The organism is Kitasatospora sp. NPDC034035, from assembly GCF_055575755.1.
This window is the reverse complement of sequence record NZ_JBVISA010000024.1, coordinates 59,801-75,028: the sequence shown is the minus strand read 5'-3', so window position 1 is coordinate 75,028 and position 15,228 is coordinate 59,801. Positions and strand designations below refer to the sequence as shown.

13 protein-coding genes and 1 pseudogene are annotated in these 15,228 nt (G+C 73.6%); 2 read left to right on the top strand and 12 right to left on the bottom strand.

All coding sequences use genetic code 11. From position 1 onward, the window contains the following. Positions 1–27: 27 nt before the first annotated feature. The 10 genes and pseudogenes from ACZ52J_RS29380 to ACZ52J_RS29335 form a co-directional block, all read right to left on the bottom strand. Positions 28–939 carry an AurF N-oxygenase family protein gene (locus tag ACZ52J_RS29380; RefSeq protein WP_465623038.1) on the bottom strand — a complete coding sequence of 304 codons (912 nt, stop codon included), beginning with the start codon at positions 937–939 and terminating at the stop codon, positions 28–30. Positions 940–1,154: 215 nt separating this feature from the next. Further along, positions 1,155–2,210, bottom strand: a complete 1,056-nt coding sequence (locus tag ACZ52J_RS29375; protein WP_465623036.1) for an alpha/beta hydrolase — start codon at positions 2,208–2,210, stop codon at positions 1,155–1,157. A 137-nt stretch (positions 2,211–2,347) separates the two neighbouring features. After that, a complete protein-coding gene (locus tag ACZ52J_RS29370) occupies positions 2,348–3,616 on the bottom strand; it encodes an RNA polymerase sigma factor (protein ID WP_465623034.1) in 1,269 nt (422 codons plus the stop codon). After that, positions 3,613–4,020: a YciI family protein gene (locus tag ACZ52J_RS29365; RefSeq protein WP_465623033.1), complete on the bottom strand. Its 408-nt coding sequence runs from the start codon at positions 4,018–4,020 to the stop codon at positions 3,613–3,615. Before ACZ52J_RS29365 ends, ACZ52J_RS29370 begins: the two co-directional genes overlap by 4 nt. A gap of 205 nt (positions 4,021–4,225) precedes the next feature. Next, complete coding sequence (locus ACZ52J_RS29360; RefSeq protein WP_465623032.1) at positions 4,226–5,254, bottom strand: RNA ligase family protein; 1,029 nt, start codon at positions 5,252–5,254, stop codon at positions 4,226–4,228. Between the two features lie 67 nt (positions 5,255–5,321). Next, positions 5,322–6,098, bottom strand: a complete 777-nt coding sequence (locus ACZ52J_RS29355) for a MerR family transcriptional regulator (RefSeq protein ID WP_465623030.1) — start codon at positions 6,096–6,098, stop codon at positions 5,322–5,324. A gap of 191 nt (positions 6,099–6,289) precedes the next feature. Next, complete coding sequence (locus tag ACZ52J_RS29350) at positions 6,290–7,423, bottom strand: serine hydrolase domain-containing protein (RefSeq protein ID WP_465623029.1); 1,134 nt, start codon at positions 7,421–7,423, stop codon at positions 6,290–6,292. Between the two features lie 199 nt (positions 7,424–7,622). Further along, a pseudogene (aroA, locus tag ACZ52J_RS29345) lies at positions 7,623–8,869 on the bottom strand (3-phosphoshikimate 1-carboxyvinyltransferase). Positions 8,870–9,091: 222 nt separating this feature from the next. Continuing rightward, a complete protein-coding gene (locus ACZ52J_RS29340) occupies positions 9,092–9,766 on the bottom strand; it encodes a response regulator transcription factor (protein ID WP_465623027.1) in 675 nt (224 codons plus the stop codon). Further along, positions 9,763–11,016, bottom strand: coding sequence for a sensor histidine kinase (locus ACZ52J_RS29335; protein WP_465623025.1), 1,254 nt, complete (start codon positions 11,014–11,016; stop codon positions 9,763–9,765). Before ACZ52J_RS29335 ends, ACZ52J_RS29340 begins: the two co-directional genes overlap by 4 nt. Positions 11,017–11,194: 178 nt before the next feature. Between ACZ52J_RS29335 and ACZ52J_RS29330 the strand changes: the two genes are divergently transcribed. Then, a complete protein-coding gene (locus ACZ52J_RS29330) occupies positions 11,195–12,241 on the top strand; it encodes a DUF3048 domain-containing protein (RefSeq protein ID WP_465623023.1) in 1,047 nt (348 codons plus the stop codon). Between the two features lie 118 nt (positions 12,242–12,359). Further along, positions 12,360–12,830, top strand: a complete 471-nt coding sequence (locus ACZ52J_RS29325) for a hypothetical protein (RefSeq protein ID WP_465623021.1) — start codon at positions 12,360–12,362, stop codon at positions 12,828–12,830. Between the two features lie 39 nt (positions 12,831–12,869). Here the strand turns inward: ACZ52J_RS29325 and ACZ52J_RS29320 are convergent, their stop codons facing one another. Beyond that, positions 12,870–13,424 carry a hypothetical protein gene (locus ACZ52J_RS29320; protein WP_465623019.1) on the bottom strand — a complete coding sequence of 185 codons (555 nt, stop codon included), beginning with the start codon at positions 13,422–13,424 and terminating at the stop codon, positions 12,870–12,872. A gap of 2 nt (positions 13,425–13,426) precedes the next feature. After that, positions 13,427–15,226: a DEAD/DEAH box helicase gene (locus ACZ52J_RS29315; RefSeq protein ID WP_465623018.1), complete on the bottom strand. Its 1,800-nt coding sequence runs from the start codon at positions 15,224–15,226 to the stop codon at positions 13,427–13,429. Positions 15,227–15,228 lie beyond the last annotated feature (2 nt).

The window sequence follows — 15,228 nt, the reverse complement described above, 5'->3', positions numbered from 1 at the left end:
AAGTGACCTGACGTGCCTGACGGTCCGTCAGAGCATGTGCACGCGGCGGTAGATGGCCGCCGATCGACTGGTGAGCAGCCCGGCCTCGGCGAGGAAGGCCATCAGGTGCCGGGAGCTGGTGCGCATCATCGCCTTGCGGTGCTCGTTGGCCCGCGCCTCGGCGATCGCCCGCGGCACGTCGAGCCCGGCGGCCTTGTACACGCCCGGGTGGACCATGCTGGTGACGATGACGTACGCGCCCACGGCGATGCCGGTGGCCGAGGCGCGCCGCCGGGCCGGGCTCGCGTGGCGCATCCGCTCGCGGACCTCCTGCCGGGCGAACTTCATGTGCCGCGACTCCTCGACCACGTGGATCCGGGAGGTGCCGCGGACGATCTCCAGCACGTTCTCGCCGCGCATCCAGTCGCGCTGCATGACGTCGAGCACCTCTTCGGCCACCAGGATGCCGCCGTAGGCGAGTTCCCCCTTGGCGAGCGACTTGAACGCGCGGCCGGCCTGGGCGATCAGCTTGTTCGGCCGGTAGGCGGGAACGCCCATCTTCTCGCAGGCCCGGGCGAACATGATCGAGTGGCGGCACTCGTCGGCGATCTCGGTGAGCGCGAACTGGAACGCGGCGCCGGCGGGGTTCTTGAGGTACTGGTCGCGCAGCACCATCTGCTGGAGGATCATCTCGAACCAGATGCCGGTGTTCATGATCGAGCAGACCTCGTGCCGGGTCAGGGTGACCCGCTGCCGCTCGGCCATCTCGTCCCACAGCCGGGTGCCGTAGAGCGTGCTCCACTCGGGATTGAGACCGTAATGCTCCTCGGGGAGCGGGGCGTCCCAGTCGATCTCGGTCGAGGGGTCGAAGGAGAGGGTGGCGGCCGACTCCAGCAGCCGCTTCGAGACGTCGTCGTCGGCGGCGGTGTGGCCGTGCTCCGTCTGCCGGGTGAGAGCCATGGCTGCCTCCAGGTGCCTGCGCCGCGGGTTCCCGCTGACCCGCTTATTAGACGGACAGTACAATAAGAGCCCACTGCCGAGAACCCCCTGTGCGGCGGTGAACTGGTGCACGGTCGGCGGCGGACGCGCGAAGGGCGGGGCCCGCCGAGGCCCCGCCCTTCACTCCGCTCCCGTCGGCCCCTGTTCGGCCCGCCGACCCTTGTTCGGCCCGCCGGCTACGCCGCGCCGCCCAGCGCCTTCCGCAGCGCCTCGGCCGCCTCGGCCGTCGCCTCCCGGAAACGGTGACCGATGCCGAGGTAGCTGGCGTAGCCGTGGATGAGGTCCGGCTGCCGGCTCAACCGCACCGCCACTCCCGCCTCCTGCAACGCCCGCGCGTACGCCTCGCCCTCGTCGCGCAGCGGGTCGAAGCCCGCGGTGCCGACGTACGCGGGCGGCAGGCCGGACAGGTCCCCGGCGAGCAGCGGCGACAGGCGCCGGTCGGTGCGGTCGGCGTGGTCGGGCGCATACCGGTCGGCGAACCAGTCCATGTCGGCGCTGGTCAGGAAGAACCCGTCGGCGAACAGCTCGCGCGACGGGCGGCGGACCGAGGCGTCCGCCGCCGGGTACAGCAGCAGCTGGAACACCGGCGCGGGACCACCCCGCCGCACGGCCTCCTGGGTCGCGACGGCGGCCAGGTTGCCGCCCGCGCTGTCCCCGCCGATCGCGATCCGCTCCGGGTCCGCGCCCAGGTCGGCCGCCTTGGCGTGCGCGTAGTCGAACGCGGCCAGCGCGTCCTCGGCCGCCGCCGGGAACACGTGCTCGGGCGCCAGCCGGTACTCCACCGACAGCACCCGCACCTGCGCCCGCTGCGCCAGGAACCGGGCGACGTGGTCGTGACTGGCCCGGCTGCCGACCACCCAGCCCCCGCCGTGCAGGTACACCAGCAGGCCGGAACCCTCCGCCAGACCGTCCGGCGTGTACAGCGTCGCCGCCAACTCCCCCTGCTCCTGCGGGATCCCGACGGCCCGCGCGGCCACCGAACGCAGCGTCGGCCCGCCCACCAGGTGCCGCGCGTACTCCATCGCGGCCCGCGACGGCCCGACCCCGCCCGGCATCACCAGGGCCGCCTTCGACAGCCGCTGCAGCGTGAGGATCAACTGCGCGTCCAGCGCGAGCGTCTGCCCGTCCCGCACCACCGGCTTGCCGGCGATCGCCCGCCGCAGCCCCTCCGGCAGGGCGTACGCGCCCCGGACGACGGCGGCCTGGATCCGGACGGGGAGTGGGATCGTCATCTCTTCTGCCTCCTGGGGACGGTTCTGCCCGAACGGGAGCCCATGATGGGGCCGCCCCGGCAGCGTGGGAAGCCCCCTCGACGCCCCCTGAACCCACCCTCGACCCGCCGGGCCGGCCTGGCCGGCTGGCCCCCGCCTCAGCCCACGCCCCCTCCACCGGCCTCGAGCCGCTGGGCCCGGGCCGCCAGGTGGCGGCGTTCCGGGGCGCTGGAGGTCCGGGCGGCGGCTTCGCGGTAGGTACGGGCGGCGGCGGCCGGGTCGGTGCCGAGGCGCTCGAGGAGGTGGGCGCGGGCGGCGAGGAGGCGGTGGTGGCGGGCGAGGCGCTTGTCGGCGGCGAGCCCGTCGAGGAGGGCGAGCCCGGCCGCCGGGTCGTGCACCATCGCCACCGCGACGGCCCGGTTGAGGGCGACCATCGGGTTGGCGTCGAAGCACAGCAGCAGGTCGTACAGCGCCAGGATCTGCGGCCAGTCGGTGTCCTCGGCGGTCGCCGCCTCGCTGTGCACCGCGGCGATCGCCGCCTGCACCTGGTACGGCCCGGGCTGCCCGCCCGGGAGCGCGGCGGCGATCAACTCCAGCCCTTCGCCGAGCAGTTCGCGGTCCCAGCAGCCACGGTCCTGTTCGTCCAGCGGCACCAGCCCGCCGTACGGACCGGTGCGGGCGGGCCGGCGGGCGTCGGTGAGGAGCATCAGGGCGAGCAGTCCCGCCGTCTCGGCGTCGTCCGGGGTGAGGCGCAGCAGCAGCCGGGTCAGCCGGATCGCCTCGGCGGCGAGCCGCGGCACGGTCAACTCCTCGCCGCCGCTGGCCGTGTAGCCCTCGTTGAAGATCAGGTACAGCACGTGCCGGACCTCGCCGAGCCGCGCGGCCCCGCTCTCGCCGTCGGGCAGCGCCAGCCGTCCGCCCGCCGCTTTCAGGGCCTGCTTGGCCCGGCTGATCCGCTGCGCCATGGTCGCCTCGGGCACCAGGAACGCGGCGGCGATCTGCGCGGTGGTCAGGCCGCCGACGGCACGCAGGGTCAGCGCGATCCGGCTCGGCACGGACAGTGCCGGATGGCAGCAGAGGAACAGCAGCGCGAGCGAGTCGTCGGCCGCCGGGTCGGGCGCGTCGGCGGCGGGGGCGAGCAGCGCCGCCTGCGGGGTGGCCGGCGCCAGTGACTCCTCCCGGCGGCGGCGTGCCGACTCGCTGCGCACCTGGTCGATCAGCCGACGGTCGGCGACGGTCACCAGCCAGCCGCGCGGGTTCGCCGGCATCCCGTCCGCCGGCCATTGCAGCGCGGCGGCCAGCAGCGCCTCCTGCACCGCGTCCTCGCACGCGTCGAACGCCCCGCCGTGCCGCCGCACCAGCACGCCGAGGACCTGCGGCGCCAGTTCGCGCAGCAGGCCCTCGACGGAGACGTTGCCGATGCTCACTCACTCACCGGGAGGTCGCCCACCGGGAGGTCGTTCACCGGGAGGTCGTTCACCGGCGACTCGTGCAGGATCGGCCACAGCTCCACCGGCTCCACGTCCGCGAACGGCATGTCGGCGGCGATCCGCTGGGCGCGCTCCAGGCTCTCGCAGTCCAGGAGGTAGAAGCTGGCCAGGTACTCCTTGGTCTCCAGGTACGGCCCGTCGGTGACCACCGGCACCCCCTCCGCCCGCCGCACCAGCTGCGCGGCGGCCGCGTCCGCCAGCCCGTACGCGCCGACCAGTTCGCCGCTCTCGCGGTACCTGGCATTGAACGCCTCCTGCTTGGCGATCGCCTCCGGCCAGGCCTCGGCCGGGAAGGCGTCCCACTTGGCCTGGTTGCCGTAGATCATCGCGAGGTACTTCATCTCGGGTGTCCCCTCCGGTCCCACGCGCCCCTCCGGCGCGCTGTCACCTCTCGGTCGGAGCGGCGGGGCGGGCCCTCGACATCGGTCGAGAAATTTCTCCGAAGATTTTTTCCGCGCCCCCGAAGCCCCCCGGGAGGTACCGATGATCACGGTACGGCAGGCCCCCTGAGCAGTCGCGTCGCCCGGGCGCCCGTTCCGGCATCGCTCAGGTGCCGCGCCGCTCGTCCGCGTCGAAGGCCGCGAGGGCCAGCGCCCCCGGTTCCAGCGACCGCCGCAGCGCCGCCCTGGCGGACGTCTCCAACCCGCCCAGGGCTTCGGCGAGTTCGTCCGTCACGTCCTGCGCGATCTCCTCCGCCACCGCCTCCGTGGCTGTTCGCGGCCCCAGTTTGCTGACGGCGGCGGCCGCCCGGGCGGGGGTGAGCAGCGCCGATGCCTGGACCAGCAGCCACGCCGGCACTCCGGCCGCGCCTTCCGGCGGGGGCAGATAGGGGCGGGCGCCGCCGTAGCGCTCGTCTTCGGCGAAGGCCCGCTGTTTCACCTTCACCAGCGGCCGCACCACCGCCCCCTCCGTGCCCGACTCCTGCCATTGCCCGGCCGGTTTGAGGACGTACCCTTCCGCGAGGTTGTCCGCCAGTTCGGGCAGCCCGTTCAGCGCGGGCACCCGGCTCGGGAACAGCACGGGCAGGTCGTGCAGCGCGTTCAGCGGGCCGTGTGCGAGGAGCGGTACGCAGGTGAGCCCGGCGGTGGCCGCGATCGTGCGCAGGGCACGGTCGGCGATCCACCAGCGGCCCTCGGGTGTCTGCACGGTGGCGTCGAAGGGCAGCCAGCGCAGGCCGGGGTCGTACCAGATACCGGTCTGCACCGGGTCGACCCCGGCGACGGCAGGCACCTCGGGGTGGGGGTAGCGTCCGCCGGCCAGTTCGCCGTAGATCGTCACCACCGCCGAGGGGCCCCAGGTCTCGCGCACCGCACGGGCGAACCGGGCCGCGGCGACGGCGAGTCGGGGCCAGATGCGGCTCACCCCGAAGAAGTCGTCCAGGGCCTCGTCGTCCAGCAGTTCGCGCCGTTTCGCGGCCCGCACGGAGTCGCCTTCGCAGACGATCGCGAAGTGCGCGCCGTGCACCTTCTCCGCCGCGGTCCACTCGCGGCTGCCGGGTCCGCCGGAGCGGCCGCGCGCGGGGATCTTGGGGTAGGGCCGCAGCTCGGCCCCGTCGAACGCCGTCGTCTCGGACACGAACGGGATCCTCGCCGCTGGGCCCGCTCCCCGGCAACCGGGATTCCGAAGGAGCTCGGGTCTCCCGTCAGCGGCGGGGGGCGGGTACGCCGGCGGAGCGGAGTCTGGCCTCGGTGAGCGCGGTCAGCCGGGCCGCGACGGGTGCCTGGTCGCCGCGGTGGTTGTCGATCAACCGGTACTGGGCGGAGGCCCTGCTCCAGGCCCGCAGGCTGGCGGGGTCGCCCAGGAGGGCGGGGTTGGCGAGGTAGTGGTCGGCCATGGCGGTGGCGAGCTCCTCGATCCTGGGGTCGTCCGGTTCCCAGCTCTCGGCTTCCTGGCCGCGCTTGGCCAGGTCGACGTACGCGGGGTCGTCGAGGCGGTGTTCGAGCTGGGCCAGGAAGCCGTCGAAGCCCTCCGGCACGAGCACCCGGGCCAGCACCAGGGCCTCGCGTTGCGCGGCCACGTAGTCGGGGCCGAAGCCGAGGCCGGGCATCCGGTCCAGGATCGCGCAGGCGCGTTCGGGCAGCAGGGCCCGGTCGCCGTCGGCGAGCCGGTGCAGCGTGTCACGGCGTGCGCTCAGCTCCTCGATCCGTTCGGTCAGCCGCCGTCCGACATCGGCGACGGCAACGGCGAACTCCTCGGTGCCGGCATCGAGGAGGGGCCGGATCTCGGCGAGCGGCACTCCGGCGGCAGCCAGCGTGCGGACTTGCACGAGCCGTAGCAGTTCGGCCGATCCGTACCGCCGGTAGCCGGAGGCGTCGCGCGGCGGTTCGTCGACGAGCCCGAGCTGGTGGTAGTGCCGCACGGTCTTCACCGTGACGCCGACGTAGGACGCCGCCTGCCCGATCGTGACTCCGTTCGCCATCTACTCTGCCTGCCTCGTGCTCGGGCCCGGCGGCTGCGCGCACTGCCGCCGGCCGGGTGGATGGGGACCGCCGGGTGGATGGGGACCGCCGGGTGGATGGGGACCGCCGGGTGGATGGGGACCGCCGGGTGGATGGGGACCGCCGGGGACCGCCGGGAACGATCCCCCCGAAGCGTACGGGGCGCGGGTGTTCAGCCCGTCGGCCGTGCCGGGTCGGCCTGCCCGCCGCGGAACACCTCGTCGACGAGGCGCTGTTGGACGTTCTGGAACCCGGCCGCGAGGGTCATGTCGGCGTCGTCCACGTAGCTCAGCCCGGCGGTCAGGGTCGTGCGGCCGTCGGGGGTGGCGTACATCAGCGTCGCCGAGCCGATGGTGGCGCCGTGGTGGTGGTAGAGGGTGCCGACGCCCGGGCCCAGGTCCTGCGCGAACACGCCCAGGCCGTAGCCGACCGTCGCCTCCGGGGTACGCATCTCGGCGAGCAGATCGACCGGCTGCCCGGTCGGCAGGAGCCTGCCGCCCATCAGCGCGGAGAAGTACGTGTGCAGGTCCCGGGTGGTGGAGATCATGTCGCCGCCGGCCGCGACCCAGGTGGGGTTGTGGCGGGTGATGTCGACCGTCTTCTCCTGCCCGTCCTCCTCGTAGCGGTAGTAGCCGTGGTTGTGGGGCTCGGGGATCTCGGGCGAGGTGCCGGGTGCGACGGTGCCGGTCATTCCCAGCGGCCCCAGGATCAGCCGCTGCAGTTCCTCGGCGAACGTGCGGCCGGTGACCGCCTCGATCACCAGCCGGGCCAGCACGTAGTTGGTGTTGGAGTAGCTCCAGCCCGTGCCCGGCGCGAACCGGGCCGGCTTGGACAGCGACAGTCGGACCAGCTCCTCGGGCGGGTAGATGCGGAACCGCTGGTCCACCCATTCCCTGCCGCGCCAGGCGACGCCCGGCACGACCGTCCCGTCCTCGAGGAGTTCGCCGGTGTGGCTGAAGATCCCGCTGGTGTGCTGCAGCAGCATCCGTACGGTGATCCGCCGGTCGAGCCCGAACGCGGGCAGGTGGTCGGCGGCCGGGGCGTCCAGGGCGATCCTGCCCTCGGCCACCAGCATGAGCACCGTGGTCGCGATGAAGCTCTTGGTGGAGCTGCCGATGCGGAAGTGCCCGTCGGCCAACGCCTCCGCGTCCCGGCCCAGTTCGCGCACCCCGGCACTGCCGGCCCACTCGCCGTGTTCGTCGTTCACCCGCAGCTGCACCCCGACGAAGCCGGACGCGGCGATCTCCTCGATCGTCTTCCGCAGCTCCGGACGGTCCTGGCCCTGGTGGGAAGAGGTGGTGGACATGGCGCTCTCCTTCGAATCCGTGGTGCCCGGCTCGGTGCCGGGCCCGCTGCGATGAGCCTCCACCCCGCCCCAGGGTCAACCTCAAGCGTGATCCGGGTCACATCCATGGACCCGCCCGAGCCCCCTCGTCTCTCCGCCCCTCCGCCCCGTCGGCGCCCGGTCAGACCGCCCGGTCAGACCGCCCGGTCAGGCCGCCCGCTCAGACCGCCCACTCCGTCCGCAGCCGCGCGAAGGCCTCGTGGAACCCCGGGAAGGTCTTCCGCACGCACCCCGGGTCGTCGAACGTGATCCCGGGCGTGCGCAGCGAGGTGACGGCGAAGGACATCACGATCCGGTGGTCGGCGTGCGTGGCGATCTCGACCGGGCGGGGCGTGCCGGGGTGGATCTCGATCCAGTCGTCCCCGGTCGCCACCGTGATGCCCATCGCGCGCAGGTTGGCGGCGCAGGCCTCGAGCCGGTCGCACTCCTTGACCCGGGTGTTGTGGACGTCCTCGATCCGCACCGGCCCGGACGCGAAGGGCGCGATCGCCGCGAGGGTGGGCATGGTGTCGGAGATGTCCCGCATGTTGACGGTGAGGCCGTCGAGCGTGCCGTCGCCGGTCACCGTCGTACGGTCGCTCCCGATGTCCACCCGGACGCCCATCCGCCGCAGCACGTCCACGAAGCGCAGGTCGCCCTGGAGGGCGCCTCGGCCGAGGCCGGGGACGGTGATCTCCCGGCCGGCGAGGGCCGCGGCGGCGAAGAAGTAACTCGCGGTGGAGGCGTCCGGCTCGACGGCGTACCCGGTGGCCCGGTAGCCCCCGGACGGCACGTCGAACACCTCGCCGCGCGGCGTCCGCTCCCGCTTCACCTCGACCCCGAACTCCCGCATCATCGCGAGGGTGATGCCGATGTACGGGGCCGAGACCAGCCGGGTGACGGTGATCCGCAGCCCGTCCCGGGTGAGCGGGCCGAGCAGCAGCAGTGCGGTCAGGTACTGCGAGGACTCCCCGGCGTCCAGGGTGAGTTCGCCGCCGCGGACGCCGTCGGCGACGACGGTGAGCGGGTGGTGCCCCTCGGCTTCCTCGTGCCGCAGGTCGACGCCCAGCTCGCGCAGCGCCCGGGTCAGCGGGGCGACCGGGCGGCGGCGCATCTGGGCGGAGGCGTCGAAGCGGTAGGTGCCGTGGCCGGCGGCGGCGAGGCGGGCAGGAAGCGCGCGGTGGTGGCGCCGTCCCGGCAGTACACCTCGGCCGCCTCGGCGGCGGGCCCGGCCGGCCGTCCCGTGACCCGCCACCGGTCCGCCGCCCGCTCGACCTCGTAGCCGAGCGCGGCCAGTCCCTGCGCGAAGCCTTCGGTGTCGTCCGAGGCCAGTGGCCGGTGCAGGGTGGTCACGCCGTCGGCGGCGGCGGCCAGGAACAGCGCCCGGGCGGTGATGGACTTGGACCCCGGGATCTCTACGGCAGTCACGGCAGGCACTCCCCACACAGGTGTTGTCCGGACCGAGGTGGGTCCGGCGGCGTCGGCCCCGATCCTGCCCCACCGACCACCTGCCGTTCCCGACCATCCACGGACCGGACGACGACGGGAGGACGACCGGACGACGATGCCCGGACGACGACGACCGGACGACACGGCCGGACGACGACGGCCGGACGCCGTGGGCTCGGCAGCGCCCCCAGAGCCCGAGCCTCACGCACCCTGCAGGCCGGGCACGACCAGCCCGGACTCGTACGCGATCACCACCGCATGGGTCCGGTTCTGCGCGCCGAGCTTGGTCAGCACGTTCCCGACGTGCGTCTTCGCCGTCTCCAGGCTCACCGCCAGCGACTCCGCGATCTCCGGGTTCGACAACCCGGTCGCCATCAGCCGCAGCACCTCCTCCTCCCGCCCGGTCAGCGCCGCCCTGGGCAGCGCCTCGGCCGAGTTCAGCGGGCGGGCGGCCACCATCCGGCGCAGCGCGGCCGGGAAGAGAATCGCCTCCCCGGCCGCCGCGACCCGCACCGCCTCGGCGATCTGCGGGACGGGCCGCCGCTTCAGCACGAAGCCGCTCGCTCCGGCGCTGAGCGCGGCGGTCACGTAGTCGTCGTTCTCGAAGGTGGTGATCACGACGACCTTCGGCGGGTCGGCGCTGTCGTCGAGCAGTGCGCGGGTCGCCTCGATCCCGTTGCGGCGCGGCATCCGCACGTCCATCAGCACCACGTCCGGCCGCAGCCGCCGCACCTGCTCGACGACCTCGACCCCGTCCGCCGCCTGCCCGACCACCGCGAGGCCCGGCTGAGCCCCCAACAGGGTGCTCAGCCCGCTGCGGGTCACGGGGTCGTCGTCGGCGATCAGAACGGTGACGGGGGCTTGCGGGCTGCTCACGCCGCCAACCGTAGCGGCAGCCGAACGGCCAGCCGCCAGCGCCGCGGGGCGTCGCCGTCGCCGTCGCCGTCGCCGTTGCCGTTGCCGTTGCCGTCCGGGCCGGCCTCGAACTCGCCGTGCAGCAGGCGGACGCGCTCGGCGAGGCCGGTCAGGCCGTGGCCGGAGGTCGGGAAGCCGCTCGGCCCGGCCTTGATCCCGTTGACGACGCTCAACTCCAGCCCGTCCGCCGCCACCGCCACCCGGAGCCGGATCGGCCCGCCCGCCCCGTGCCGCAGCGCGTTGGTCAGGCCCTCCTGGACAATCCGGTACGCGGCGCGGGAGAGCGTGCCGTGCACGGCGGCCGGGTCGCCGACGGTCTGCGTCTCCACGACCGCGCCCGCGTGGCGCAGCCGGTCCAGCAGCTCGGGCAGGTCGGCGAGGGTCCGGGTCGGCGCGGTGCCCGAGTCTTCCTCCCTCAGCACCCCCAGCACGTAGTCCAGATCCTCCAGCGCCGCGCGGGTCGACTCCTCGATGCTGCGCATGGCGGCCCGGGCGGCCACCGGGTCGACGGCGAGCACCTCACCCGCGACGGCGGCCTGGATGGTGGCGGCGGTCAGGGTGTGCCCGATCGAGTCGTGCAACTCGTGGGCCAGCCGGTTGCGTTCGGCCAGCGCCCGCTCCCGCTCGGCGGCCAGCGCCAGCCGCTCCGCCGGCGACGGCCCGAGCAGCCGCGGCGCCAGCCACCGCAGCGCCCCCGACACCGCCACGAACAGCACCAGCGCCAGCGCCAGGAAGACCGCCGCCGCCACCCAACGCCAGCCGGCCGCCAGGTCCTTGGACCACCCGAACAGGCTCAGCTGCGCCTTGCCCTCCGCGTACCGGCCGGGCAAGAACAGCGCCATCACCAGCAGCACACCGCCGCCGAACAGCACCACCCACCCCGACACCACGTGCAGCACCAGGAACACCGGCGTCCGCCACCGCTCCCCCGGCGGCCCCTTCACCGGCTCCGGCACCGCCACCCGGAGCAGCCGCCGTGCCACCCGGACCAGCACCCGCCGCGTGCCCCCGGCCAGCCCGGTCACCCCGATCAGCACGGCCCAGAGCAGCAGCGCCGACCCCGCCTGTACCACGTAGGGAGCCGACCGCATCCCGGCAGCGGGTACCAGCGCGACGAGCGCCAGGGGCAACCCCGCCAACGCCCCGAGAACGGCGAACAGCACACCCGTGTAGGTGGAGCCGCGCAGCAGCGGCCGAATTCCGTTGATCATGGTCGCCAGTATTGCCGTGCCCGCCGGCGCCGACCTCCCCCGATCGAGGGAGCACCCGAACTCGTACACCTGCTCGGGCAACTCCGGTTGAGCGATCCGGAACTGCGGTACGTAACGGTAAGTGACGGCTTCGGGGAGCGGGCTCGCAGTCCGCCCCGCCCACGGGAAGGAAGCCCCCGTGAAGATCCGCACCACGACCCGGGCACCGGCGAACGCCCCACGTGCCCGAGCGAAGGTCACGCTGGCGCTCGCGGTGGCGGGGACGGCCGCCGGGCTCGCCGCCCTCCAGGGCTGCGGCAGCCCGGGACACAAACCCGTACAGTCCGCGCCCACCCAGCCCGCGCCCGCACAACCCACGCCATCGCCCACACCGCCCTCACCCACGCAGCCGTCGAACCCGCCGCCGTCGAACCCGCTGGACAACGTCGGCACGGCGGGCAACACCCTCGCCGTGAAGATCGACAACGTCGGCGCCCGGGTACAGGCGATCCACCAGGGGCTCGCCGCGGCCGACATCGTGTACTGGATCGAGGTCGAGGGCGGCCAGTCCCGGTTCCTCGCCGTGTACGACGCGAACCACCTGCCCGCCCTGGTCGGCCCGGTGCGTTCCGCCCGGCAGACCGACATCCCGCTGCTCCAGCAGTACGGGCACCTCGACTTCGCCTACAGCGGCGCCATCAGCGGGCTCATCCCGCTCCTCGGCGCGGCCGACCTGCGCAACGTCACCCCGTTCACCGACCCGGCCGTGTTCACCGACCGCGCCGTCGACCCCACCTTCATCGACCCGCACCGGATCCTCACCGCGCACCCGTCGGTGCCCGCCCGCTCCCCCGGCTTCACGTTCGGTGCCGCGCCCGCCGGCGGCAGCCAACTCGCCGCCATGACCTGGCACCTGCCCGCCGCGTCGATCGGCGTGCGCTTCAACGGCGGCGCGTACGACGTCGCCGTGGACGGCCGCCCGGCCTGGTCCGGCACCGCGACCGTCGTCGCCCAGCACGTCGGCATCGTTCCCGGCCTGTTCACCGACTTCAACGCCGGGCACCCCGACAACGAGGTGTTCACCCGCACCACCGGCTCCGGGACGGCCGAGGTGCTGCGCGACGGCCGGGTGTGGAGCGTGCGGTGGAGCCGGCCGGACCCTGCGGCGGGCACGTCGTTCACCCTGCCCGACGGCGCCGCCGTGCCCTTCGCCACCGGGCCCGTGCTGGTGGTGCTGGTGCCGTGACCGTGCACACGGCGGCACTCCCCGCCCGCCGCCACACCGAGCAGCACGCCGAGCAGCCGACCGAGCAGCACAGGAGCAGCCCACCGAGCAGCCGACCGAGCAGTAACAGGAGCCGACCATGGCCATCTCCCCGCTCCCCCGCCGCACCGCCCTCAGCCCCCGGGTGCTGACCGTCTGGCTGCTCAAGGCCCTGGCGGTCGCGGCGCTCGCCGTCGACGCCGCCATCCACGCCGAGCTCGCCCCCGACTACGACCCGTACGGCGCGGACATCTCCCAGGGCACGCTGTTCCGGGCCGAAGCCGCCGTGGCCTGCCTGGCCGCGCTGCTCCTCCTGCTCGCCGCCCGCCGGCGCGCGGTGTGGGCGTTCGCCTTCCTCGTGTCGGCCTCCGCGCTCGGCGCCGTCCTCCTGTACAGCCACGTCGACGTGGGCACGCTCGGCCCGCTGCCGAACATGTACGAGCCGGCCTGGTACCCGAAGAAGACCGCCACCGCGATCGCCGAAGCCGTCGGCACCGCCGCCGCCCTCGCCGGCTTCCTGGCCACCCGTCCGGGACTCCTCACCAGACTCCGGCGCCCACCCTGGCGCTGAACGCCGGCTCACCGGCAGGTCGCCCTCAGGCCGGCCGGGTCAATCGGCCGCCGTGAAGTAGGCGGCCGGATCAAGGGAGTTGAGCGCGATCCAGCGCTGCGCTTCGGTGGGCGCCCGGCCGCCGCCCGCCGAAGCGCGGAAGAAGCCCTGCACGTCTAGAGCGATGCGGGGATCGTCGTCGATGCGCCGCGCCATGTCGTAGTAGACGGACAGCTCATGGACGCACCGCGGGGTGGCGGACGGGCAGGAGCAGTCGACGCTGTCGAGGGCCGGCGCGGGCGGATGGCCCGCGTCGGCGAGCGCGCGGTACAGGTCGTCGGTGAGCAGGGGCTGGATGCCGCTCAGCTGACGGGAGATCTCGGCCGCCGCCTCCGGGGACATCGGCGCGACCTCGATCGTGACTACCGAGGTGCCGCGACCTCGGTGCACGACGGCACGCACGGTCCGGTCGTCGAACGTGATCCGGACCTTCCCGTCGCGTGCCGTGCGGCGTGCGCTCGGCAGCTGGGGATCAGGACGGGTCTGGCGCAACGACTCGGCGAACCGGACCCAGTCCTTGCCCCACTTCGTGTAACCGTAGTCGTGGTCGGCCATGGTCAGTTGACTCGCTTCCGGCGCAGGACCTCGATGAGACGGTCGTCGTCAAGTCGGGCCAGCTCGGCGACGCCGGACGTGTCGGCGATGTCCGACAGCGCGGACTTGCGGTCGTGCATGGCCGCGATGTGCTCCTCGACAGTGGTACCGGTGGTCAGGGTGGTGACGGTGACCGGGCGGGTCTGACCGATCCGGTGGACCCGGTCGGACGCCTGGGCCTCCACGGCCGGGTTCCACCACCGGTCGAAGTGGATGACGTCGGCCGCGCGCGTGAGCGTGAGCCCGGTGCCCCCTGCTTTCAGGCTGAGGACGAGCACCTTCGGACCGTCGTCGGACTGGAACCGGCGGACGATGTCGGCCCGCTGCTCCTGGTTCAGGCCACCGTGGAAGAACGGCGCACTCACCCCGAACTGTTCGGCGAAGTGCCGGACCAGCAGCTCACCGGTCTGCCGGTACTGGGTGAAGACGAGGGTCGGCGAGTCGTTCTCCAGGTTGTTGGCCACGATGTCGGCGCACAGGTCGAGCTTGCCCGACCTGCCCGACAGCTCACCGAGGTCGTCCGTGATCAGGCCCGGATGGTTGCAGACCTGCTTGAGCGACGTCAGGACCGCGAGCACCCGGGTCTGCCGCTGGGCGCCGCTGCCGAATCCGTCGTCGATGACCTGGTCCAGCAACCGGTCGTACAACTGCTCCTGCTCCTCGCTGAGGTCGCAGATGAGATCGGCGTGGATCTTGGCTGGGAGTGACCCTGCGACCTGGGACTTCTTCCGCATCAGCACGACCGGCTCGACGGCCCCGCGCAACCGGGCCGAAGCGGCCGGGGAGCCGTCCGCGATCGGCCGCACGAAGCGACGGCGGAACTGCGTCCGGTTCGCGAACAGCTGCGGTGCGACCAGATTGAGCAGGGCCCACAGCTCGTCGAGGTGATTCTCGACGGGCGTTCCGGTCAGGGCGATCCGCGCGTCGGCCGCGATGGTGCGCGCGGCCTTCGACACCTGCGTACGGGGGTTCTTCAGGACCTGCGCCTCGTCGAAGACCGCGGTGCTCCACTGGATCCCCGCCAGGGCCGGGCCGTGCGTGCGCAGCGTGGGGTAGCCGGTGAGCACCACCGTGCCGCTGTCCACCTCGGGCAGCGGCCCGCCGCGCCAGGTCGTGGTCCGCAGTCCGGGTGCGAACCGCGCGATCTCGTGCGCCCAGTTCCCCACCAACGACGTGGGGCAGACCACCAGTTGCGGCGCCCTCTCGGCGCGTCCGGCGACACAACCGATGGCCTGCAGGGTCTTACCCAGTCCCATCTCGTCAGCCAGCACCGCGCCGCCGTGCGTCTCGATGGTCTCGCGCAGCCAGCTCACCCCGCGCACCTGGTAGGGCCGCAGCTCGGCGGTGAGCGCCGTGCGCATCTCGACCCCCACCGAGGTGGTGCGGCGGAAGACGCCGCCCGCGTGCTCTGCCGTCGTCACCGCGACGCCTGTGGTGTCGGGGACCGCGTGCGCGGCGACCGGAAGGGCCGACTCGCCGCCCGCGATCCACGACCGCCAGGCCTTCACCGACCGGCCTGGCGAGTCGAGGGGCACGGTCAGGAGCCGGTCCGGCTCGATCAGCACGCAGTCGACGTCGGACACCTTGAGCCTGCCGAGGTCCGGCGTCGGCACAGCCAGGGGAACGGTCTCGACGTCGCCGACCGGCGGGGCCGCCCCCACGGCGCCGTCGGCCCAGGTCCACAGGGCGAACATGTGCCGGTCGGGCAGGTAGGTGGCCTGGCTGTCCGACCGCGTCTCGGGGAGTTTCTGCCTGGTTCCCATGG